This window comes from Arundinibacter roseus, from assembly GCF_004348825.1.
Taxonomy (GTDB): Bacteria; Bacteroidota; Bacteroidia; order Cytophagales; family Spirosomataceae; genus Arundinibacter; species Arundinibacter roseus.
The window spans coordinates 19,350-42,806 of the sequence record NZ_SMJU01000014.1 but is presented as its reverse complement, the minus strand read 5'-3'; the positions used below and the strand labels follow the sequence as shown (position 1 = coordinate 42,806).

Genomic DNA, 23,457 nt, shown 5'->3' with positions numbered 1-23,457 from the left:
TTGGGTGTTGGCAGAAGGAAAAGAAAAAGGAAAATAAAAAGAGCAATCCACAAAAGCCCTGAAAGGGCGCAATACACTAGCACAGGGTGCAGCCCTGTGGGTGTTGGTAGGGTGGACGTAGTTGGGTGTGAGCAGAAGGAAAAGAAAAAGGAAAATAAAAAGAGCAATCCACAAAAGCCCTGAAAGGGCGCAATACACCAGCACAGGGTGCAGCCCTGTGTACAGTAACGTGATTGCGAGGTTTTATAATACCGGGACATCCCAATAATAAGTAAGGACGTATTTAATAACACATTAAGGATAAAATACTATGGATTTTTTAAAAGACTTGTTCTCGTTCATGAAGGAACGTAAAAAGTGGTGGTTGGCCCCCGTAATTTTTGTTTTATTGCTGATCGGCGTACTGATCGTCATTGGCGGAGGTTCGGCTGTTGCACCGTTTATTTATACCTTATTTTAAGTCGTATTTTTAGTCAGGTTGGTGGTTTATAGGTGCCGACCTGACTTTGTTTTTAGCTTTTCAAAAGTAGTCTTATGAGTGAAGCAGACAAATCCAAAGCCCAATTGGTGATCGTCACCGGATTGGTCGTGATTTATTTTATTTTCGGTTCCCGTTTTCCGTACCTGCTCTATGCAGCCGGTGCTGTTGGAGTCATTAGCATTGCCGTTCCATTTTTGGGCGATTTGATCGTGAAAGGCTGGTACAAACTGGCTGAAATTCTGGGAGCAATTAACGGACGTATTTTACTTTCCATTATTTTCTTCCTGATTCTTTTCCCTATTGCAGTACTTTCGCGGATGGGTCGCAAAAATCCACTTTCTCTGAAAAAAGAAAAGAGCGGGTCGGCTTTTACCGAAAGGAATCATTTGTATACCGCAAAGGATTTAGAGCAGGTTTGGTAAAAACTGCTCCTATTATAAAATGTGTAGATCGGATTCAGCTTCGTGCCTGAATCCGATCATACAAAAGTTGTAAAATCCCGTCTTTCAGGCCCACATCTGGTACGTGGATAATCTCCGCTCCGGCCCACTTCATGGCCGACAGGTAAATATCCCCCGCCGGAACGATCACATCCGCACGGTCAGGATTGAGCTGTAATTTGTGAATCCGCTCTTGCAGCGTAAACCCGGCAATGTAGTTGCGCATGCGCTTTATTTCATCAATGCTTGCCGAGCTTTGGGTTAATTTTGACGAAAGATCAAATAACTTATTGATGTTCCCGCCCGTCGCTACGCCCTGAATCGGCAAAGCAGAATCAACATTTTCTTCAATCCATTCTTTTACTTTCTCCCATGCATTGGATGACTCTTTGCCTTCCAGCAAACGCACCGAACCAAGTTTGAATGACCTGGCAGCCAGTTTTACGCGGTCTTTGTAAAGGTTCAGTTCGGTGCTTCCGCCGCCTACATCAATGTGAATAAACTGTCCATCGCCCAGCGATTTTACCACCACATTGTTGACCAACTCGGCTTCCCGCTGACCATTGATAATTTGGATATGAATGCCTGTGCGTTCTTCGATTCGCTGACGTACTTCGAGGCCGTTATCAGCTTCGCGCATCGCCGACGTGGCGCAGGCCATGTGACCATCAACTTCGTGAAGTTCCATGAGCAATTGGTAAGCAAGCATGAGTTTCATCATGCGATCTTCGCTGAGAGGCGAAATCCGTCCCTCATTGAACACGTCGTGCCCGAGTCGCAAAGGAAAACGTACGTATTCTACTTTTTTAAACCGGGTGTTGCCCCCGTCGTGCAATACAGACGAAATCTGCATGCGTGCACCGTTGGAGCCAATATCTATGGCAGCTAATTTCAAGGCTTTTGATTAAGTTTAAATCCTAACTCCAAAATTAGGGTTTTAGACCAAATTATGCCATTTTTAAGCTATATCGGTTTGCCGATCAATAACTTTTTGTACTGCCAAATTCATACAATACCTTAACTCTAAGCCCCACGGAGGTACGTTGACGCAGGTACGAAAAGGTATTAAATTTTGTATTCAGGAAGGAGTCTACCTGCAACACAATGGGAGACCAGCGTTTTTCAATTCCTGCCGAAACCACAGCATTATTTATAAGAGGAAACGACATAGTTCTTTCCTTGCTTTCCTGGCCAAAATCCTGACTGGGCCGTTCAAAATCATAGGTTAAAGTCTGATTGGCCCGGAGGTTAAGATTCGTACCTGCGGTCATGAAATAGCTGAAATTACGAGTAAGGTCGCCACGGTAAGCTACCGATAGTGGAATCTGCAGGAGCGTGGTTCTGGTATTAATATTGAATATCCGAAAATTCGGCGGTAGCCGATCGGCGTGCTCTTTTCTAAAATCCTTCTTCATATCGTCCCGAAATGTTTTTTCGGTAAAGAATTTTTGAGGTTCCAGTCGTTGCCAGGCTAAGCCACTCTGAATACCCCACCGTTTGCCCAATAAAACCTCATAGGCAAGAGAAAATGTGTTCGTAGGACCTTCCCATTGCTGCGCTAAGCCGGCTCGAAAAGGCAGGCCAAAATCAGGCACAATTCGTTCTGTTTTCTGTTCTTTCGCTGATTTCTGAGGAGCCGTAGCTTTTTGGTCAGCGTAGGCTTGTTGGGTGTTGGTGGTAGTTAAAAGCAGGTTGTTTTTTTTCTGCGGAATTCTGGAAGTCAGACGTTTTTGCAGTCGATCATGTTGAATCAGAAATTCCGAAGGTTTCAAAAATTCCAGATCGCCAAGAATTATTTTGTCAGAACTATTTTCCTGCATGGCCAAAGCCGGAGAATCATTTTCTTTTTCAGAAAGAAGTGATTTTTCATTCATATTTCCGGGAAAGTTAGACTCCCTTGCGCGAACAATGGATTCCTGAGTAACATTCTCAGCTGATGAACCTGACTGAGCAGTCATCTCCTGCCTGCGTTGGGGAGTTGAAATATTTCCGGCAAGTGATTGTTTATCAGTAGATAACTGCTTTCCAGTGTTTTCTGTGGCTACCGGTTCTGCTGCTTTTTTGTCTACCTCATTTCGAGAAAGATCTTCTGCTTCCGGAAGACGGTCGCGGTATATAGTCTGACGTTCTACTACATAAATCGTGTCTCGCGGAGGCATTGCCGAAGCCGCAGGTGGTGTTATCTGCTGCTGCAAAACCTGAGTTTTGAGCGCAGCCATTTCTTTTTCCAGTGACTTATTGACCTTTACCTGTTGGGTATAGAGCGCCAAAACCACGACCGTAGTGGCAGCCGCTGCGGCATAGCCGAGCCACTGACCATAGGTTTGTAGGAAACCCGGCGATGCGTGCTTTTGCCGAAAAGCCTGCAGCTTCCTCCAATCCTGTTCTGTATAGTCAGGTTGAATCCCTTCTAGTTTGCGGCGTAAAGTTTCTTCAAATTTGTTAGTTTTCATTTCTCTTAAAGGACTGTATTCCCAAATCACTCGGAAAAAGATCGGGATAGTACTGTTTAATCAAATGTTGTAGCCGGGCCCTTGCCCGTACATAGTGCGACCGGACCGTGGCCTCGTTGATGCTTAAACTGTCTGCGATTTCGCGGTGATTGTAACCATCAATGGCATACATCATAAAAACGGTTCGGTATACGGGTCTTAGCATTTGTATAAGTTCAAGAATTTCGTCAGCCGTAATTTGTTCTAAAATCTGATCGTCGAAGCGAGGGTAGGGTGCATCTTCAAGCGTAATAGTATCGCGGTGGTGCTTTCCGTGTTTTCGGAAATAACTGATGGCCGTATTGACCATAATCGTACGCAGCCATGGCTTAAACGGCTGATTGGGATCGTATCGGCTAAGATTTTGAAAGACTTTCAGAAAACCTTCATTTAGCACTTCTTCGGCTTCTTCCCGCGAAGAGCTATACCGAAGACTTACACTTTTGGCATAACTAAAATACTGCCTGAATAGTATCTGCTGTGCCTGACTATTACCGTCAATGCATGCTTTGATAACGCTCTCGAAGTCGTTTTCTGAGAAATGTATTTTTTTTCTGAACAGCAAGGCGGGTAAAATAGAGTTGTGCGTTTGATGAATCCTTACGCAGTGTCACGGTAAAGTGTTGCATAAAGTTGAGTAGAATTTTAAATAAAAAATAAACTGAAAAAGAATTGAATCAGGCTGCCACAGATTTATGACTTGCTCCGTATGGTGTATTTGAATCCGGATTCACCTCAGTATTTATTTTATCCCGTACCAAAAACCTGGTTTATGTTTATGAAAAAATCCCTGTTAATTCTCGCTGCTTTTTTGGGTTTGTTTATGATGAGCTGTCAGCCTGACGCCGTAAGTCCTCTCGACGAAACTGCTTTTGAAGATGTCCTTTTTTCGGCCGCCCGCTACTCTGCTGAGGCTGACTCAACCACCAAATCTACCTGCAAAGGAAAACTGACAGAATTGGCTGCGGCTGATATTCCTGCGGCAATTACTACGTACATTACCACAACCTATGCGGGGGCTACCGTGAAATTTGCCGGAACAGACGCCGCCGGAAATGTGGTAGTAGGACTCACACTTGCGGACGGAACGGCCAAAGGATTGCTCTTTGACAACACCGGAAGTTTTCAGAAAGAACTCGCTCGTTATAAGCAGCATGCGAAGTTGACCGAAGTAGCCACAGCTGATTTGCCTGCGGCAATTACGGCCTACGTAACGGCAAACTATTCCGCAGCTACCATTAAACATGCAGGCACCAATGAAGCCGGACAATTTTTTGTGATGTTGAGCACGGACATGAAACCCATTGTTCTTGTCTTTGAAGCCGATGGGACATTCGTGCAGCAAATAGAAGCTCCCAAAAAGCATGGCCGTAAAAAAGGCCGTTGATTCGGATTTATTAGTAAGTACAAGAGTGCGTTTGAACGGGGAAACAACCACAAGTTGTTTCCCCGTTCTTGGTTAATCGCGCGACTGAACTACCTGAATTTCAGACTGATTTTTGATTTCGCCCATCACAAACAGACTATGTGTACTGCCGATATTTTCCAGAGAACCCAGCTTTTGCATCAGAAAACGCTGATACTCCGGCATATCATTGACCAGAATCTTTAACAAAAAATCATAATCGCCCGAAATATTAAAGCATTCCAGTACTTCCGGAATCGCCATGATGGCTTCTACAAATTTTTCGCCCATTGCCAGCGAGTGTTCTTTTAAAGCGATATTGCAAAAAACCATCAGCTTCTTGCCCACTTTTTCCCGGTCAATCAGGGCTACGTATTTTTTTATAATTCCTTCCTTTTCCAGACGCCTTACACGCTCATAAACAGGAGTATAGGAGAGGTTGAGGCGGGCGGCCAACTCTCGGGTTTTGAGCGTGGCGTCTTCCTGTAAATAGTGCAAAATGGCGCGGTCGGTATCGTCCAGAATGTGCATACGGTTTAGCTTTGAGTTGGAATAAATTGGTGGACAAGGCCCAGTTCCGGTAAGTGATTTTGGTAGATAATTTTTCTAATTAATCTGCAATTTCAATACTTGTCAGGTAAAAAACACTTCAATATCATTAATAAGCAGATAGAATATCCAATAATATAGAAAAATTCCCGAAAAGCTGCGATTGGTCGTAATTTTGTCTGTATTATAAACCCGCAGGAAGTTCCGGCTCAGGAGCTTCGGGTTGCTTTTGAGGCTATCTATTTATTCCCATGACAACGAGTACAAAAACAAACATTCGCGAAATTCTGAACCATCGTATTCTTGTGCTGGACGGCGCAATGGGCACGATGATCCAACGCTATAAACTGGAAGATGAAGACTACCGCGGCGAACGGTTTAAAGACTGGCCGCATGATGTCAAAGGTAATAACGACCTGCTTTCGCTGACCCGGCCTGATATAATCAAGGAGATTCACGCGGCCTATTTTGAAGCAGGTGCCGATATTGCCGAAACCAATACATTTTCGGGGACCTGGATTGCGATGGCCGACTATTCCATGGAAGAGTTTGTCTATGAGCTCAACTATGAGTCAGCCCGGCTGGCACGCGAAGTGGCCGATGCATTTACGGAGCAGCAGCCGCACAAGCCCCGCTTTGTGGCGGGCTCTATGGGGCCCACCAACCGCACCGCCTCGCTGTCGCCGGATGTGAATAATCCCGGCTATCGGGCCATTTCGTTTGATCAGCTGGTGGATGCGTACTATGAACAAATCAGGGGTTTGGTTGACGGTGGAGTTGATTTGCTTTTGGTCGAAACCGTATTTGACACCCTGAACGCCAAAGCAGCACTATTTGCCATTGATACTTTTTTTGTAAAAAATCCACAGCACGAACCCCTGCCGATCATGGTGTCCGGCACGATTACGGACGCTTCGGGTCGTACACTGTCGGGGCAAACTACCGAGGCATTTCTGACGTCAGTTTCGCACCTGCCATTGCTTTCCGTCGGCCTGAACTGCGCCCTTGGTGCCGATTTAATGCGCCCCTACGTGCAGATTCTGGCCAATGAATCACCGTTTTTTACCTCCGCTCACCCCAACGCCGGTCTTCCCAACGAAATGGGCGAGTACGACGAAACGCCCGAACAAATGGGCGAGGTGATCGAAGGATTTTTGAAAGATAATTTAATCAATATTATCGGCGGTTGCTGCGGCACTTCTCCGTCGCATATCCGGGTGATTGCCGATTTGGCCGCCCGCTACCGCCCCCGGCCTCTGCCGGAATTTGAAAAAAATATGAAACTCTCCGGGCTTGAACCGGTGAAAATTACGCCCGCTACCAATTTTGTCAACATTGGCGAGCGTTGCAACGTAACGGGTTCCAAGAAATTTGCCCGACTCGTCCGGGAAAGCCGGTACGACGAAGCCCTCAGTATTGCCCGCGAACAGGTAGAAAGTGGCGCACAGATTATTGATATAAACCTGGACGAAGGCATGATCGACGGTGCCGAAGCCATGAAAACATTTTTGAACCTGATTGCGGCCGAACCGGATATTTCCCGCGTTCCGATCATGATCGATTCGTCGAAGTGGGAGGTAATCGAAGCGGGCCTGAAATGCGTACAAGGAAAAGCCATTGTGAATTCTATTTCGCTGAAAGAAGGCGAAGAAAAATTTAAGGAATCAGCCCGCACAGTACTTCGCTACGGTGCAGCAACGGTCGTTATGGCTTTTGACGAAACCGGGCAGGCCGATAATTTTGAACGACGGGTCGAAATCTGCTCCCGGGCTTACCGGATTCTGGTGGAAGAAGTTGGATTCCCAGCCGAGGACATCATATTTGATCCCAATATCCTGACCGTTGCTACGGGCATGGAAGAACATAATAACTACGCCGTAGATTTTATTAACGCCACCCGCTGGATCAAGCAAAATCTGCCGCACGTAAAAGTTTCTGGCGGAGTCTCCAACGTATCGTTTAGTTTTCGGGGCAACGAGCCCATCCGGGAGGCTATTCATACGGCCTTTTTATACCACGCTATCAAAGCCGGGCTTGACATGGGAATTGTAAATGCCGGACAAATTGGAATTTATGATGAAATCCCCAAGTCTACGCTTGAACTGGTTGAAGACGTACTGCTTAACCGTCGTCCAGACGCAACGGAACGTCTCGTAAGCTTTGCCGAAACCATTAAAGATAAAGGCAAAACCCAAACCGGCCCCGACTTGTCGTGGCGGGAGTTGCCCATCAAAGAGCGGATCACGCATGCGCTCGTCAAAGGGTTTTCGGATTATGTAGATATTGATGTAGAAGAATGCCGTCATTTGTTTAGTCGCCCGCTCGAAGTGATCGAAGGCCCGCTCATGGATGGCATGAACGTCGTCGGTGATTTGTTTGGCGAAGGAAAAATGTTCCTGCCGCAGGTGGTGAAATCGGCGCGGGTGATGAAAAAAGCCGTGGCCTATCTGCAACCCTTTATTGAAGCCGACAAAAGTGTCGAAGCCAAAGCCGTCGGAAAAATCCTGCTGGCAACCGTGAAAGGCGATGTGCATGACATCGGAAAAAATATCGTGGGTGTGGTATTGGGCTGTAATAGCTACGAGATTATTGATCTTGGCGTGATGGTGCCAACCGACAAAATACTGGCCGCGGCCAAAGAACATCAGGTAGACATCATTGGGCTTTCTGGCCTGATTACGCCTTCTTTGGATGAAATGGTGGGCGTTGCCAAAGAAATGGAGCGACAGGGCTTTACCATTCCGCTGCTGATTGGTGGTGCCACTACCTCACGTATACACACAGCAGTCAAAATTGATCCGCACTACTCAGGACCCGTGATACACGTGTTGGATGCTTCGCGCTCAGTTCCGGTTGCGGGGCGATTGACCCAAAGTGATAAAAGTCAGACGGAGGTTTTGGCGGAGATTAAAGCGGAATATGCGCAGCTGAGAGAAGACCACGCCCGCCGAAAAACCGATAAGCAGCACCTCGACCTGGCAGCGGCCCGGGCCAATGCTGCAAAAGTGTCGTTCAGCGAATACAGCGCCCCCCGTCCGCAGTTTTTGGGTACGCGTGTGTTTGAAAATTATGATTTGACCGAAATTGCAGCCTATATCGACTGGACGCCTTTTTTCCAGACCTGGCAGTTACACGGCAAATTCCCGGCTATTTTTGAAGATAAAGTAGTAGGGCAGGAAGCGCGCAAACTGTACGAAGATGCCGCTGTATTGCTGGGAGAAATTATTCGTGACAAATCCCTGCAAGCCAAAGCTATTGTCGGTTTTTGGCCGGCCAATGCCATTGGCGACGACATTTTACTACATGATTTTGAAGAAAATGTACAGGAGGTTCCCTGCGAGCGGCACGGTTCTCATACCCATATCGAATACAAAATCAGTCGCCGAAATGCAGAAACTTCTGCTGTCGGTAGCGAACAAACCGGAGGCGAGATTGTCGCTGATACGCTAACCGTGCTGCATCACCTGCGTCAGCAAAGCCAAAAAGCGGCTAACCTGCCCAACTTTTGCCTCTCTGACTTCATTGCACCCCTCGAAAGTGGGCATACGGATTATTTAGGAGGCTTTGCCGTTACGGCGGGCATTGGCATTGAAGCGCTGCTCGAACGCTACGAACGTGAGCATGACGACTACAATAGCATCATGGTGAAATCGCTGGCAGATCGATTGGCCGAAGCATTTGCCGAATTGATGCATGCCCGGGTTCGGAAAGAAATCTGGGGCTATGCAGCAAATGAGCAGCTTGACAATGAGGCACTTATAAAAGAAAAATACCAGGGTATTCGCCCGGCGCCGGGCTATCCGGCTTGTCCGGATCATACCGAAAAACGAACGCTTTTTGATTTGCTAAACGCAGAAAATGAGGGAATTATCCTGACAGAAAGCTTTGCAATGTACCCCGCAAGTAGTGTTAGTGGCTGGTACTTTGCACATCCCGAAAGCCGGTACTTTCCGGTGGGGAAAATTTATAAAGATCAGGTGGAAGACTATGCCCGTCGAAAGGGTATGACGCTGGAAGATGCTGAAAAGTGGCTTTCACCGATTTTGGCCTACTAACCAATGGACGAACAAAACGCAATTCAACTAAAAAACGACCTGATTTCCCATTTACTGACGATTCTTGATGCACGTATGGCGGCCTCCCGGGTTGCGATGCAGGCTGCTCAGGAGTCGGCCAATGACCAAAGCAAAAGCTCGGCGGGCGATAAGTACGAAACCTCCCGATCAATGGGGCAGCTCGATCGCAACATGCATGCCCGGCAGTTTGAACAGGCCCGGCAGGATCGGACAATTCTCGAACGACTGAGTACACAACTGCCCGTTCCCGCTATGCGGGTGGTGCAGGGGAGTTTGGTGCTTTCGGCTACCCACTACTTTTTCCTGGCCGTAGGCGAAGGTGTAGTCAAGGTAGGCGACAAAACAATCCTGGCAATTTCGGTGGCTTCTCCCATAGGAAAATTACTGTATGGCAGGCAAGTGGGCGAAACGTTTCTGTTTCAAGGCAAAAAGAGTACCGTGAAGGCTATTTATTGATGTTGAAGATGTAGTGAAAAAGACATTCTGTTTTGCTATTTACATATAAAAAAATAAAATATGTAATAAAAATAGGCAAAATTCCCAAATTGGAATGTTTATTGTATAGGCAATATTAGGTTACAAAAATAGCATAATTGGTAGATACAAATTGTGCTTCAACTTGTTTAAAATTGTCAAAAATTAATCGCCTGATGTAGATTCGTCTTACATCAGGCATTTTTTTTGCTTTTGCTTCACTGTCGGAAAATCAGATAGACACTGTGTTTTAATTATCTAAGTTTGCTGATTGATAGCTATTTAAGTCTATAAACTGTTTTTTTTCTGCTAGTTGTGAGGGGTTGAAATTAGCCTTTCTGGAAAGCTTACAGAATAGTGAATAAAAGTTACTAAACTCTATTGAAGCGTTTTTAACCAAAATTTAGTTACAATAAATATTCTTTTTACTTTTCTTCTGTTGTCTGTATATGTAAATTATGTAGTAAAATGATATAAAACAAATTTTATATATAACAAAAACAAGTAAGTTAAAAATATGTAAGAATATTACCTTTATTAGTAGCAATGCGATGCAATTTGGTACATTAATTGGAAACGGACTATCCAGATTTCTCAGAAAATCGACTAGTATCCAAAGTAAACCGTTTCCAGATTATGCCAAAAAGTTTCTACCGCTTACTTGAAGCAGGTATGAAAATAGGAATGCCGCAGGAAAATCTTTTCCGGCAGCTACGCTATTTTTTCCTGATACTATTTTGTGCGGGCATGCCCGCACTCTTCCAAAACTCACAAGCTCAGGATTGTCCGCCAACTACCTCCGGCGACCCTTACATTGGGGGGCTTGTCTTTATTGACTATGCTCAGGACGGTATTTTTGATGCTGGCATCGATCAGCCTTTGTCAGCTGTGACCGTTACAGCCCTAAGTGCAACCGGAGTCGTCACCACCACTACCACCGGCGCCGACGGAAAGTATCTGTTAAGTAGTCCGAGCCTATCGGGAGGTACCACCTTTCGGGTCGAGTTTAGTAGTTTTCCTGTGGGCTATTACTCCTCTTTTGCTGGTACCGACAACAAAACCTCGGTTCAGTTTGTGAGTGTAAATAGTTGTGCTAACAACCTGGCACTGAGTAATCCCAACTTCTATTGCCAGGCAGATCCGAAATTTGTAATCAATTGCTTCGTAGAAGGCGATAATACCGGAACGGGTGATGTGCTGATTTCGATTGATAATAATGTGGTGCCTGCTGCAAATGAAGCGAATGACAAGGATCTCGTTTCGCATGAAGCCATCGCGAGTGCAATTGGTACAACCTACGGTCTAGCCTATCAGCGGCATGCCAAACTACTATTTGCGGCTTCCTATCTCAAACGATTTGCTGGCTTTGGTCCCAACGGGCCGGCGGCCATTTATAAAATAACAGATCCTGCGGATGGTAATTTATCAGGAGAACTCTTTCTGGATCTGGAAGACCTTTTTGGTGCAGGGGTAGCCGGGACTGACCCGCATAATTTTACGACGCTGTCCGGTCCTGATGTGATTGATGCCAATTCTTACGATGCGGTTAGTCGCAGGTCTTTTGGAGATTTGGAGATTTCGGATGATGGGCTAAGTCTGTGGACAATTAACCTACATGATCGCTCCCTTTACAAAATTTCATTGGGTACAGACCCCAAAAATCCGGTAGCCCCTACAAATACTTCCGAGGTAGCAGTTATTCCGCTGGCTAATCCAGCGAGCCCGTTGCCCGATATGCCCGCGGTAAATAATCTGGAAATCAGACCTTTTGGTTTAAAATTTTATAAAGGAAAATTGTACATCGGGATCGTAAATAACGGTCAGGAAGGCGGGGCGCTTCGTGGTCTCGTGTACTCCTTTGTGCCGGGTACTTCTACGTTTACCAAAGAGCTGGATTTTTCCCTGGTTTACAATCGTGGATGTGGCTTTGGACAGACACCTAACTGCTTCGGTCCGGCTAATTGGATGCCCTGGGCAAAGGGAAATATTCGTCCTCCAATAACCGTGTCCGGTTTGGGGGAAGGTGGATACCCACAACCTATACTCACTGATATTGAATTCGATGCAGCCGGGAATATGATCCTGGGCCTTAGAGATCGGTTCGGAGATCAGGAAGGGTATCAGGCTCCACAACCTACGTCTCCATTTACACTCAGAACCGGAGATGCCTTTGGCGATTATTTGAAAGCACCCATTCAAAATGGCGGAACATGGACAATCAACATGGCGGATTTTACGGATCCCAGCACGGCAAGTGGAACAAGTGAACCGGTCTTTGGAAATGATAACTATATAGACGGAAACTTTTATCATGAGGAAACGGGCCTGGGCGGGCTGGCAGTACTCCTTCGGAAAAATGAATTGGTTGCCGGATCAATGGATCCACGGGCTGCTGCTTTTTCAAATGGGATCGACTGGTTTGATCTGTCAGGAGCGAGTGTCCCACAGACTAAGGCGATTACTGTTTTGACAGGTACTGCCGGTCGGGCCTTTGGAAAAGCCTACGGTTTGGGTGAAACGGAGTTCATTTGTGATCTTCCACCCATTGAAATTGGAAATCGAGTTTGGAAAGATAGCAATCGGAATGGTATTCAGGATCCGGAGGAACCCGGAATCGACGGAGTAGAAGTGGAGTTGTATAAAGGTTCCTCCGCCACGGGATCTCCCTTAGCTACTACTACGACCGCCAATGGTGGACAGTGGTATTTTAGTACAAAAAGTATTCTGGGTGCTGGATGGACAGGCACCGGAGCCGATACGGCCTTATTGCCTACCACTGAATATGTAGTGAAAATTAAAACCCAACCCGGGACCGGTGTCCTGGCTACCTGTGAAGGATTTTCAGTAAAAGATGCAGTCAGTCCCGGTTTGTCAGATGTTGCGGATAGCGATGCAAATCCAGACGGAACGATCGTTTTCATGACTGGCATAGAAGGCGAAAATAATCACACGCTTGATTTTGGCCTACTCGAACAACGCTCTTCTCTCGGCGACTTCGTCTGGAAAGACCTGAACGACAACGGGCAGCAGGATGCCGGCGAGCCGGGTGTGAATGGCGTGAAAGTCATTCTCTGGTCAGCCGTGGGGGGTGCACCGGGTGCAAAGCTCGACTCGACGACGACCGCCGGAAACGGAGCGTATAGCTTTACGAATCTGTTGGCGGGTGATTATATTGTACAAATCGACGTAACGACGCTTCCCGATTCCTGCCTGATTTCACCGAAGCAAAACGAAGGCGGTGATGACGAAAAAGACAACGATTTTACCACCGCTGGACTTTCGCCGGTTGTAACACTTGATCCAACGCTGACTGGACTTAACAAAGACAACCCAACAATCGACGCGGGTTTGTATTCTCCCAAAGGTTCATTAGGCGATTTCGTATGGAAGGACCTGAACGACAACGGTCTGCAAGACGACGGCGAGCCGGGGGTCAATGGTGTGAAGGTAATTCTGTGGTCAGCCGTTGGCGGTGCGCCGGGTGCGAAGCTTGACTCCACCACCACCGCTGGAAACGGAGCGTATAGCTTTACGAATCTGGGTAAAGGCGATTACATCGTGCAGATTGACGTAACGACGCTTCCCGATTCGTGCCTAATTTCTTCGAAGAAAAATGAAGGTGGCGACGATGAAAAAGACAACGATTTCACAACCGAAGGTTTGAGCGAAGTTGTAACACTTGATCCAACGCTGACGGGCTTGAATAAAGACAACCCAACAATCGACGCGGGCTTGATTTCACCCAAAGGCAGCCTGGGCGACTTTGTTTGGAAGGACCTGAATGACAACGGTCAGCAGGACGACGGCGAGCCGGGTGTCAATGGTGTGAAAGTCATTCTGTGGTCAGCCGTTGGCGGTGCACCGGGTGCAAAGCTTGATTCAACGACCACCGCCGGAAACGGAGCGTACAGCTTTACGAATCTGCTGGCGGGCGATTACATCGTGCAAATTGACCTAACAACTTTACCTGATTCGTGCCTGATTTCATCGAAGCAAAATATCGGAAACGACGCAAGCGACAACGACTTTACCACCGCTGGACTTTCGCCGGTTGTAACACTTGACCCAACCCTGACCGGCTTAAGCAAAGACAACCCAACGATTGATGCAGGTTTGTATTCTCCCAAAGGTTCATTAGGCGACTTCGTATGGAAGGACCTGAATGACAACGGTCAGCAGGACGACGGCGAGCCGGGTGTGAATGGCGTGAAAGTGATTCTTTGGTCAGCTGTTGGCGGTGCGCCGGGTGCGAAACTCGATTCTACAATTACCGCTGGAAACGGAGCGTATGGCTTTACGAATCTGTTGGCGGGTGATTATATTGTACAAATCGACGTATCGACGCTTCCCGATTCCTGCCTGATTTCACCAAAACAAAACGAAGGCGGTGATGACGAAAAAGACAATGATTTTACGACCGCTGGACTTTCGCCGATTGTAACACTTGATCCAACGTTAACGGGCCTAAACAAAGACAACCCAACGATTGATGCAGGTTTGTATTCTCCCAAAGGTTCATTAGGCGACTTCGTTTGGAAAGATCTGAACGACAACGGGCAGCAGGACACAGGTGAGCCGGGTGTCAATGGTGTGAAGGTAATTCTGTGGTCAGCCGTTGGCGGTGCGCCGGGTGCCAAGCTCGACTCAACAATTACCGCTGGAAACGGAGCGTATAGCTTTACGAATTTGGGTAAAGGCGATTACATCGTGCAGATTGACCTAACAACTTTACCTGACTCTTGCCTGATTTCACCGAAGCAAAATATCGGTGATGACGCAAGCGACAACGACTTTACCACCGATGGACTTTCGCCGGTTGTAACACTTGACCCAACCCTGACAGGCTTAAACAAAGACAACCCAACGATTGACGCTGGTTTGATTTCACCGAAAGGCTCATTAGGCGACTTTGTCTGGAAAGACCTGAACGATAACGGTCAGCAGGATGCTGGTGAGCCGGGCGTGAATGGTGTAAATGTCATTCTATGGTCAGCCGTAGGTGGCGCACCGGGAGCAAAACTCGATTCCACAGTGACTGCTGGAAACGGAGCGTATAGCTTTACGAATCTGCTGGCGGGCGATTACATCGTGCAAATTGACCTAACAACTTTACCTGATTCGTGCCTGATTTCACCGAAGCAAAATATCGGAAACGACGCAAGCGACAACGACTTTACCACCGCTGGACTTTCGCCGGTTGTAACGCTTGATCCAACGCTTACAGGTCTGAACAAAGACAACCCAACGATTGATGCAGGTTTGTATTCTCCCAAAGGTTCATTAGGCGACTTCGTTTGGAAAGATCTGAACGACAACGGGCAGCAGGACGCAGGTGAGCCGGGTGTGAATGGTGTGAAAGTCATTCTGTGGTCAGCAGTTGGCGGTGCACCTGGTGCGAAACTTGATTCCACAGTGACTACCGGAAACGGAGCGTATAGCTTTACGAATCTGTTGGCGGGTGATTATATTGTACAAATCGACGTATCGACGCTTCCCGATTCCTGCCTGATTTCACCAAAACAAAATATCGGTGATGACGCAAGCGACAACGACTTTACCACTGCTGGACTTTCGACGGTTGTAACGCTTGACCCAACCCTGACGGGCTTGAACAAAGACAACCCAACGATCGACGCGGGCTTGATTTCACCCAAAGGCAGCCTGGGCGACTTCGTTTGGAAGGACCTGAATGACAATGGGCAGCAGGATGCTGGCGAGCCGGGCGTGAATGGTGTGAAGGTGATTTTGTGGAGTGCCAATGCAAGCGGTCAGCCGCTGGCCAAGCTGGACTCGACCACCACCGCTGGAAACGGAGCGTATAGCTTTACGAATCTGTTGGCGGGTGATTATATTGTACAAATCGACGTAACGACGCTTCCCGATTCCTGCCTGATTTCTTCAAAGCAAAATATCGGTGATGACGCAAGCGACAACGATTTCTCAACCGAAGGTTTGAGTGAAGTTGTAACGCTTGATCCAACGCTTACAGGTCTGAACAAAGACAACCCAACGATTGACGCAGGTTTGATTTCACCAAAAGGCAGCCTGGGCGACTTCGTCTGGAAAGACCTGAATGACAACGGGCAGCAGGATGCAGGCGAGCCGGGAGTCAATGGCGTGAAGGTAATTCTTTGGTCAGCCGTTGGCGGTGCACCGGGAGCAAAGCTCGACTCCACCACCACCGCTGGAAACGGAGCGTATAGCTTTACGAATCTTCTGGCGGGTGATTACATCGTGCAGATTGACCTAACAACTTTGCCTGATTCGTGTCTGATTTCACCGAAGCAAAATATCGGTGATGACGCAAGCGATAATGATTTCTCAACCTCAGGTTTGAGTGAAGTGGTCACGCTTGATCCAACGCTGACGGGCTTGAATAAAGACAACCCAACGATTGATGCAGGTTTGATTTCACCAAAAGGTTCACTCGGCGATTTCGTCTGGAAAGACCTGAATGACAACGGTCAGCAGGATGCCGGCGAGCCGGGTGTGAATGGTGTAAAAGTCATTCTGTGGTCAGCCGAGGGTGGCGCACCGGGAGCGAAACTCGACTCCACCACCACCGCTGGAAACGGAGCGTATAGCTTTACGAATCTGGGTAAAGGTGACTACATCGTGCAGATTGACGTAACGACGCTTCCCGATTCGTGCCTGATTTCTTCGAAGAAAAATGAAGGTGGTGACGATGAAAAAGACAACGATTTCACAACCGAAGGTTTGAGCGAAGTTGTAACGCTTGATCCAACATTGACTGGATTAAACAAAGACAACCCAACGATTGACGCGGGCTTGATTTCACCTTGTGTAGCGCCAACGTTTGCTGCAACCGATGCCTCTGCGGCTACCTGCGATGGCAAAACGGCCCAAAATGATGCGTCGTTTGTGGTCACCGGAATTAGTGGTGGAAACAAATTTAGCTTCGCCACTTCGGTAGCCGGACTGGCAAACTATGCATCCGCAACGGCGTTAACCGGATCGACTATCACCGTAGCTAATCTGCCAAACCCGGTGCAGACAACCGGACAGACCTACATTGTCCGAATCTTCAACGGCAAAGATGACTGCTTTACGGACGTGAGTATTTTGCTTCCGTACCGGGACTGTGGCGATGTGTGTGTCAAACCCGATGCCGGACCTGCACAAGTGTTTGTGTGTCAGCCTGAAACTTCTATAAATCTGCCTGACGCTGCGGCTGGCGAAGAATGGATCAGTGCGGCGATGAACCCTGTTAGTGTAAGTATCTCTGCCCAAACAGGAGTTGTTAGCGGCATGAATGAAAGCGGTGTGTACCTATTCATTCTTCGTGATGCAACGCTTGGCAGTACGTGTTCGGATACGGTGATAGTCTTCCGGGGTGTACTCGAACTGCCCAACCAAACCACCTGCTTCGACACGCTGACGCTGCCAACCGTGGCGGGTGCTACCTGGACGGCAGCGGCTGGAAATCCGGCGACGATTACGACCGATGGCAAAATCAGCGGCATGGCGACCAAAGATTTTACCTACTCGTTCATCATCAGCAATGGTCAATGCAGCGATACGATTGTAGTTACTCGTCTGAATTGCGACAAGACCTATGACCTCGCGCTGGACAAAGCAATTGACAAAAAACTGGCGATGCTCGGTGAAACATTGACCTACACAATCCGGGTTTGGAACGAAGGAGAAGGTACGGCGCACGGCATTGAAGTTACCGACGAACTAAACGCCGGAGTTCAGTACCTGAGCAGTACGGCTGACATTGGCAGCTACTCGCAGCTGACCAAAAAATGGAGTTTCGATAGCCTGATGGTAGGGGATACCGTAAGTCTGCAAATCAGGGTGAAAGTAATCGCCGCCGGTGTATGGTTCAACACGGCAGAGATCACGAAGATGACCGAAGACGACGTAGACAGCACACCCGGCAACGGCGACGAAACGGAGGATGATATTGATCGGGAGTGTTTTACGGTGCCCATTCTCCTGTGCCGCGGACAAAGCAGCGGGATCGAATTAAGCGTCCCTGAGCAGTACACGGGTGTGGTTTGGTTCCGGCAAGTGCAGGGTGGACAGCCAGTACAGGTGTCCACGGGTAATTCGTACACGGCTACCGAAACCGAACTTGGAAGCTACGAATACACCTTCACATCCACCTCGGGCACGTGCCCGGCGGAGGGTTGCTGTCCGGTGGTGGTAGTGGTAGAAGACTGCTGCCCGGCGGAGGTTTGTGTGCCGTTTGTGATAACGAAAACTAAAAAGTAGAGAAGACAATAGCGTACATAAAAAAGGCTGGCAGATTTTTTGCCAGCCTTTTTTATATACTACGCTAGATCAGGTACCACTTTACACGGCAATCTCCTGGAAATAAAGATTGACGGCCTCTCTTCCGTTCTTTACATTCAGTATCCGATATATTTTTTTTATATAGTACCTAAGACCGTTCAGGCTCATTTTCATCACTTCGGCTATCTGTTCGTAGGAATAGCCCTTGGCCAAAAGTGATAAAATATGAATTTCCTGAGCATTCAGATTTTTTGGCCGGGCCGACCTTATGCTTTTATAGGGGATTATCTCATCCCCGACATTCCGGAGTTGAGCAGTTGACTTGTACGTGAGATCGTAGCAATTAATCTCATTTATTCTAATCTCAAATGTAGGGTGAAGGGCAGCAAAAAGTTGCTCAATGTCTACATTTCTATCAAATCGGATCGTAACGGCTCTTTTGTCTTTTAGTGTGTTTTGTTCGCTCATGATACATTGGAAGGGTTTAATGTAAACTATTTTTTTTACTTAAATTCTTTGAAATAACCTCTGATAAACTATTGATGAGTGAATTGAAATGTAAATAATTTTGAATGTCAGGCTGAGCGAACAGGGCCGCCTGGCGGTCGAAGCCCGCCGGCAGACTGGCTTCGACCGCAGCGGCGGCCGCTTCGCTCAGCCTGACAAATTTCCTGAACTTTATACTTTCTTTACAAATCTACTCACGTATCAATAAACAAGGGGTTGTTTTCTTACTTGCAAATAAGCTTATCGTCAATCCTGAGTTAAATATACTGATTTCGATATGGCTGCTTTTTTTGAATTGTTTTGAGAATTTATCATACTTTAAAAATAAATATATAAGTGAAAGAAGGGTAATCAGTGAGGTACGTATTTTACTAGTTGATCTTCATGGGATAGACAAACTCAGGATATTGAAAGTGCTGGGCAACTTGACCTGATACACCGCCATAAGGCGACGCATTTTGGTCGGTGAGGGCGTGCACTTACGGGAGAGGGCCATCTGGTGTCCTGCCGATAGTTCGTGAATGTCGAGCCTCCTATTTTACCACAGGTCAAAGCCGCCAAAGCCTGGATGGGGCGCATTTGTTGAAGGTGCTCGTCGACAAGTAGTGCTGTTCGCTTCACTAACAATCAGGCAGAGTGAGACTTAGATTAGGCCATGGTAACTCTGACCGCCGACGCGGCAGAAAGTAAGCAACTGCTGCTGAACATTAGCAGGTGGAACTTACTATGCCCGTATTTCTGCATTTATCTCTACAATGAGAAAGAACCAAATGAACGTGATCGAGCAATTGACCAACGTTCTATGTAATAAATTCACTTAGGCTACCTAAATAATTACCCAAATATTACTCAGGTATTGAATTATCATCAACATTAATAGCTTGTTTTTTAAATTCTCCGGGAGTAACGCCAAGGTGCTTTTCGAAAATTTTTATAAACTTAATCGAACTATGGTACCCTACTTTATAAGCTACCTGTGAGACTGTGTAACGTTGAGTTTTCAACAAATCCGCAGCATATTGGAGTTTGGCTTTTTGGCGAAACTGATAAATACTTTGTCCGTAATAATTTTTGAAGAGAAGTTTCATTTTTGAAACGCTCATCCCTACTGTTCTAGCCATTGATTCGAGGCTTGGGGGGCGGCTTGAGAATTTATCTACCATTATTTTTTCAATCATTTGTAATTTTTCACGGTCATTTAGAGGACTTTTTTTGCTTTTTTGGGTTTCGTCGCAGAGTGCCGCCAAGAGGCCGTAAAATGCACTGAATAAAGGTAGTTTATGATTTGAATAATCTGAGGTACAACTCAGAAATTCATTTATACGCTGAGCAAGTGTTGCCGAATGGCTCTCATATACCCGTTCTGCCTGCTCTCCTCTGCTAAGTTCGTGATTGATCAGAAAATAGTTATCCCAACGGTTACTAATTACAATTTGAATGCCCGTATATGCCGTCGTGCCGATACTGTTGTTAATTAATGAAACATCTGCAATAAATTGGTATTTAATCAAAGTTGGGCGAGTAAGAGGATACGTTTCGACCAAAATAACCATATCATTAGTCTCTAAACTCGGAAACATCATTCGAGTATTTTTACTGACATAAATCCTGACATCCTCTTCAAGTTCAATACATAGCTGAGTAGTTTTGTAGGGAGTAAGGGTTTGCGGCATTTACATTTCTTTAATTTGAAAAATGTAAAATTAGTCGGCCACTTATGTAGTGAAGTCCGAATAAAACCTAACACTAATATAGGGGTTTACCCTTATTGTGAAAGACTAAGTAATCATGCAGAATTAATCTAATTTTTAAATGTTTACACGTTTAAAAATGCTCCGTAGGAGCTGAATGTTTGTAGCTAATATATTGATCGTGTTTATACTAGCTCCGTTAGGAGCGGCCCGTGAGTACTGCTAGTGGGCCGCTCCTAACGGAGCTCATGAGAGATGTATGGAGGATTATTCTACAAACAGGATGCCCGGCATGGAATGCCCCTACGGGGCTTAAAAATTCTGATAATTCAAGAGTTACCCCTTGAAAAATATACTCTAAACTAATTCTGCCTGACTACTTAAGTATTTGAGTATATTTAGATTATGCTTAAAAGTACCGCAAAGTATTGATTTACAATAACATAGCCCTAATGGCTAATAACCTAATTCCTAATAGCTACTTATTATTGATGAGTGAATTAAAATGTAAATAATTCTGAATGTCAGGCGGCCCTGTTTGCTCAGCCTGACAAATTCCTCAAACTCTAACTTTTCTTTACAGGATTATTCACCGATCAATGAATGTGCGATACATTTAGATTCTTAATGGAATGTGAACCAAAACGCAGGTTCCCGTAGGTTCATTTGCAAAAATATCAATGTGCCCCTTTAAGAGCTCTAAGCGCGAATTTATGTTGGTCAGTCCTGATCCTTTATTGGGCAGCGTTGCATCAAAACCATTGCCATTATCCTGAATGAGCAGAATAGCATTTTCTTCAAAAAAACTCAATTCCAAATGGATTGAAGAAGCCTGTGCGTGTTTAATGGCATTGTAAATGAGCTCTTGGCCTACTCTGAACAGTTGTTGACGCATTAAATCTGAACCTGCTTCCCGTCCTGAGCATTGAAATTGAAAATTGATCGAAGGATTCCATTGTTTAAGTTTAGAAACCCAATCGCTCAACATATCCGTTAATTGGATACGCCCCAATGCAGGCAGCTGAAAATGGTCAATAATTTGTCTGAGTTCGTTTTGCGATTCATTGAGCAAGCTTATCAGATTCCCCATATTTTCCTCAGAAGGTGAAGCTTGCACGTTTTCGGCATTGAGTTTGGCAATCGCCAACATCCCCCCCAAACTATCGTGTAATTCTTGTGCAATATGTTTTCTTTCCTGCTCCTGCAGTTCGAGTATTCGGATGGTACTTTCTTTTTGCAGATGCGCCCGAGTGGTTTCGAGCAACAGCTTATTTTTGTTATTTTTATGTGCCTGCTGTTGGATTAAATAAATAATTATGCTACCCAGCGAGATCAAGATAATCCAGAGAAACTGTGTTTTGTTTTCGGCCACGATACGGGCATTTTCGGCTCGCTCATTGGTCAGGAGACTCTCTACATCGCGTTTTGATAAGGCATGATTGGAAATGCCATAGTCCATTACATACCGATTTTTATCAATTTCAATACTGTCAGTGAGTGCTTGGTTTTTGGAAGCGTAGGCTTGTGCCTGTGCATAGTTCTTTAGATGATAATGACAATACTGAAGATGATTGTAGAGCCGAATACGATCAAATTTGCTATACTCAGGAATAGTGGGTTCAAATTCAGCGTAGTACCTTATGGCTTTACTGTAATTCCCTCTAAACTCTTCTATCAAACCCAACGCATAGCCATTAAGCGGGTATATCCACCCGTAAATAGAAGCGTTTTTGGTGAAGTGTTGCTGACATTGATGGATATAATACTGAGATTTGCTGAGATATATGTCCTTTTTTGTGTCCCTTTGGTACAAATCTAAATACATATAGGTCAAATGATGGAAAATCCTTGCCCGTATCAAAGTATCTTCTGCCGTCGCTTTTGTGAAATGTGTTTTAATCAGTGCTTCGCTTGACTGCCCGTATTTGATAGCTTGCTGAAAGTTACCCAAAAACAACGCATGTTTGATTAATAAGGACTTGGTAATGATCAATTCACTCCATTGTTTTTTTTTTGCTAAGTAAGCAGCAGCCTTCAATAGTTTTGAAGCAGTGGCGGGAGCATATCTTTGGATTTGGGAATGAAAATGAATGATATTGACATCCGTAATGTAATAATTGAGCGAATCCCCTTCCGATAAAAACAAATCAGCACTCTCTTTGAGAAGCCTTACAGAAGCCCCTTCCGATCCATCTTGCCTCAAACTCCCCATTTCAAGAAAAAAAAGCCCTTTGTAGCGTTTGATTTTGGCCAATTCAACCGTATTGCCATTCAAAGTATAGATAACCTCTAACGAATCTAATTCGTCAATACCGGTAACTGATTTATCCCATGTTTGAGCTACCGCTAATGAACAAACTCCAAAAGTTAAAAACAACATAAGGGCTTTCATAGCAGCATTATATGGTTAAAGAGAAATCTCCGCCAAGACGTTGTTTTCAATCGCCTTGCGAACCAGCCCGGCGGTATTTTTAACCCCAAATTTAGATAACAGTCTCATTCGATGTATCTCTACGGTTTTGATGCTGATGCCGAGTTTCTCGGCGATTTCTGCATTTGATAGCTCATTCACAATCCAATACAGAATTTCCCGCTCTCGTGGAGTAATCGATTCGATAGACAATTTAGTAGGGTCTTTGATCAGGAAGCTTTGTGCGACCATTTGAGAAATCTCATGGCTAAAATAGTTTTTGCCCTGAGATACACTGCGAATGGCGTCGAACAATTCCTTTCGACTGCAATTCTTGAGAATATAGCCCGAACCACCGCTTCTTAACGCGCGTATTATAATGCTGTTTTGGTAGAAAGCTGAAAGAAACAGGATCTTGGTTCCGGGATTCTTTTTTTTGATTTTGAGGCATAAATCTATGCCATTGCTGTCGCCTAAACTAATATCCAGAAGTACAACATCTATATTTTGAAAGGAAAGGTATTCATCGGGAATGTGTTCCGAGTAAAATTGATGTACTATCTGAAACCCATTTTGTGCCGAAAGTAAACTATGCAAACCTTCGATAAAAATGCGATGATCGTCAATGACGGCTACTTTGATTAACATAGTCTCGGGGTAAATATACCTT

16 protein-coding genes are annotated in these 23,457 nt (G+C 45.8%); 8 read left to right on the top strand and 8 right to left on the bottom strand.

The window, feature by feature from the left end; genetic code table 11:
* The 3 genes from EZE20_RS24335 to EZE20_RS19335 form a co-directional block, all read left to right on the top strand.
* Positions 1 to 183 (top strand): hypothetical protein (locus tag EZE20_RS24335; RefSeq protein ID WP_207104708.1); only part of this gene is annotated, 183 nt, incomplete at its 5' end.
* Positions 184 to 310: 127 nt separating this feature from the next.
* A complete protein-coding gene (locus EZE20_RS24140; RefSeq protein WP_165933532.1) occupies positions 311 to 460 on the top strand; it encodes a DUF5989 family protein in 150 nt (49 codons plus the stop codon).
* A 74-nt stretch (positions 461 to 534) separates the two neighbouring features.
* A complete protein-coding gene (locus tag EZE20_RS19335; protein ID WP_132120793.1) occupies positions 535 to 903 on the top strand; it encodes an SxtJ family membrane protein in 369 nt (122 codons plus the stop codon).
* A gap of 34 nt (positions 904 to 937) precedes the next feature.
* Here EZE20_RS19335 and EZE20_RS19330 read toward each other — a convergent pair whose 3' ends face one another.
* From EZE20_RS19330 to EZE20_RS19320, 3 genes are all read right to left on the bottom strand, one after another.
* Positions 938 to 1,816, bottom strand: coding sequence for a Ppx/GppA phosphatase family protein (locus EZE20_RS19330; RefSeq protein ID WP_132120791.1), 879 nt, complete (start codon positions 1,814 to 1,816; stop codon positions 938 to 940).
* Between the two features lie 85 nt (positions 1,817 to 1,901).
* Entirely contained in the window at positions 1,902 to 3,374 is a 1,473-nt protein-coding gene (locus tag EZE20_RS19325; protein ID WP_132120789.1) for a porin family protein, read from the bottom strand.
* Positions 3,364 to 3,978: an RNA polymerase sigma factor gene (locus EZE20_RS19320; protein WP_132120787.1), complete on the bottom strand. Its 615-nt coding sequence runs from the start codon at positions 3,976 to 3,978 to the stop codon at positions 3,364 to 3,366. The genes EZE20_RS19325 and EZE20_RS19320 overlap by 11 nt, the downstream gene beginning before the upstream one ends.
* A 213-nt stretch (positions 3,979 to 4,191) precedes the next feature.
* On the opposite strand from EZE20_RS19320, the gene EZE20_RS19315 reads away from it, so the two are divergent.
* Positions 4,192 to 4,800 (top strand): hypothetical protein, encoded by a 609-nt coding sequence (locus tag EZE20_RS19315; protein ID WP_132120785.1) that lies wholly within the window; start codon positions 4,192 to 4,194, stop codon positions 4,798 to 4,800.
* Between the two features lie 72 nt (positions 4,801 to 4,872).
* Here EZE20_RS19315 and EZE20_RS19310 read toward each other — a convergent pair whose 3' ends face one another.
* A complete protein-coding gene (locus EZE20_RS19310; RefSeq protein ID WP_132120783.1) occupies positions 4,873 to 5,349 on the bottom strand; it encodes an Lrp/AsnC family transcriptional regulator in 477 nt (158 codons plus the stop codon).
* A 269-nt stretch (positions 5,350 to 5,618) separates the two neighbouring features.
* On the opposite strand from EZE20_RS19310, the gene metH reads away from it, so the two are divergent.
* The 3 genes from metH (at position 5,619) to EZE20_RS19295 (ending at position 18,158) form a co-directional block, all read left to right on the top strand.
* A complete protein-coding gene (gene metH / locus EZE20_RS19305) occupies positions 5,619 to 9,422 on the top strand; it encodes a methionine synthase (RefSeq protein WP_132120781.1) in 3,804 nt (1,267 codons plus the stop codon).
* Positions 9,423 to 9,425: 3 nt separating this feature from the next.
* Positions 9,426 to 9,899, top strand: a complete 474-nt coding sequence (locus EZE20_RS19300) for a transcription elongation factor (RefSeq protein WP_132120779.1) — start codon at positions 9,426 to 9,428, stop codon at positions 9,897 to 9,899.
* A 654-nt stretch (positions 9,900 to 10,553) separates the two neighbouring features.
* Positions 10,554 to 18,158 carry an SdrD B-like domain-containing protein gene (locus EZE20_RS19295; RefSeq protein ID WP_132120776.1) on the top strand — a complete coding sequence of 2,535 codons (7,605 nt, stop codon included), beginning with the start codon at positions 10,554 to 10,556 and terminating at the stop codon, positions 18,156 to 18,158.
* An 81-nt stretch (positions 18,159 to 18,239) separates the two neighbouring features.
* On the opposite strand, the gene EZE20_RS19290 is transcribed toward EZE20_RS19295, so the two are convergent.
* Entirely contained in the window at positions 18,240 to 18,647 is a 408-nt protein-coding gene (locus EZE20_RS19290) for a helix-turn-helix transcriptional regulator (protein WP_132120774.1), read from the bottom strand.
* A gap of 100 nt (positions 18,648 to 18,747) precedes the next feature.
* Here EZE20_RS19290 and EZE20_RS24135 point away from each other — a divergent pair, with 100 nt between their 5' ends.
* Positions 18,748 to 18,894: a hypothetical protein gene (locus EZE20_RS24135; protein ID WP_165933531.1), complete on the top strand. Its 147-nt coding sequence runs from the start codon at positions 18,748 to 18,750 to the stop codon at positions 18,892 to 18,894.
* A 637-nt stretch (positions 18,895 to 19,531) separates the two neighbouring features.
* Here EZE20_RS24135 and EZE20_RS19285 read toward each other — a convergent pair.
* The 3 genes from EZE20_RS19285 to EZE20_RS19275 form a co-directional block, all read right to left on the bottom strand.
* Complete coding sequence (locus tag EZE20_RS19285; protein WP_132120772.1) at positions 19,532 to 20,359, bottom strand: helix-turn-helix domain-containing protein; 828 nt, start codon at positions 20,357 to 20,359, stop codon at positions 19,532 to 19,534.
* A gap of 634 nt (positions 20,360 to 20,993) precedes the next feature.
* Positions 20,994 to 22,769, bottom strand: coding sequence for a sensor histidine kinase (locus tag EZE20_RS19280; protein WP_132120770.1), 1,776 nt, complete (start codon positions 22,767 to 22,769; stop codon positions 20,994 to 20,996).
* Between the two features lie 15 nt (positions 22,770 to 22,784).
* Positions 22,785 to 23,435 carry a response regulator gene (locus EZE20_RS19275; RefSeq protein ID WP_132120768.1) on the bottom strand — a complete coding sequence of 217 codons (651 nt, stop codon included), beginning with the start codon at positions 23,433 to 23,435 and terminating at the stop codon, positions 22,785 to 22,787.
* Positions 23,436 to 23,457 lie beyond the last annotated feature (22 nt).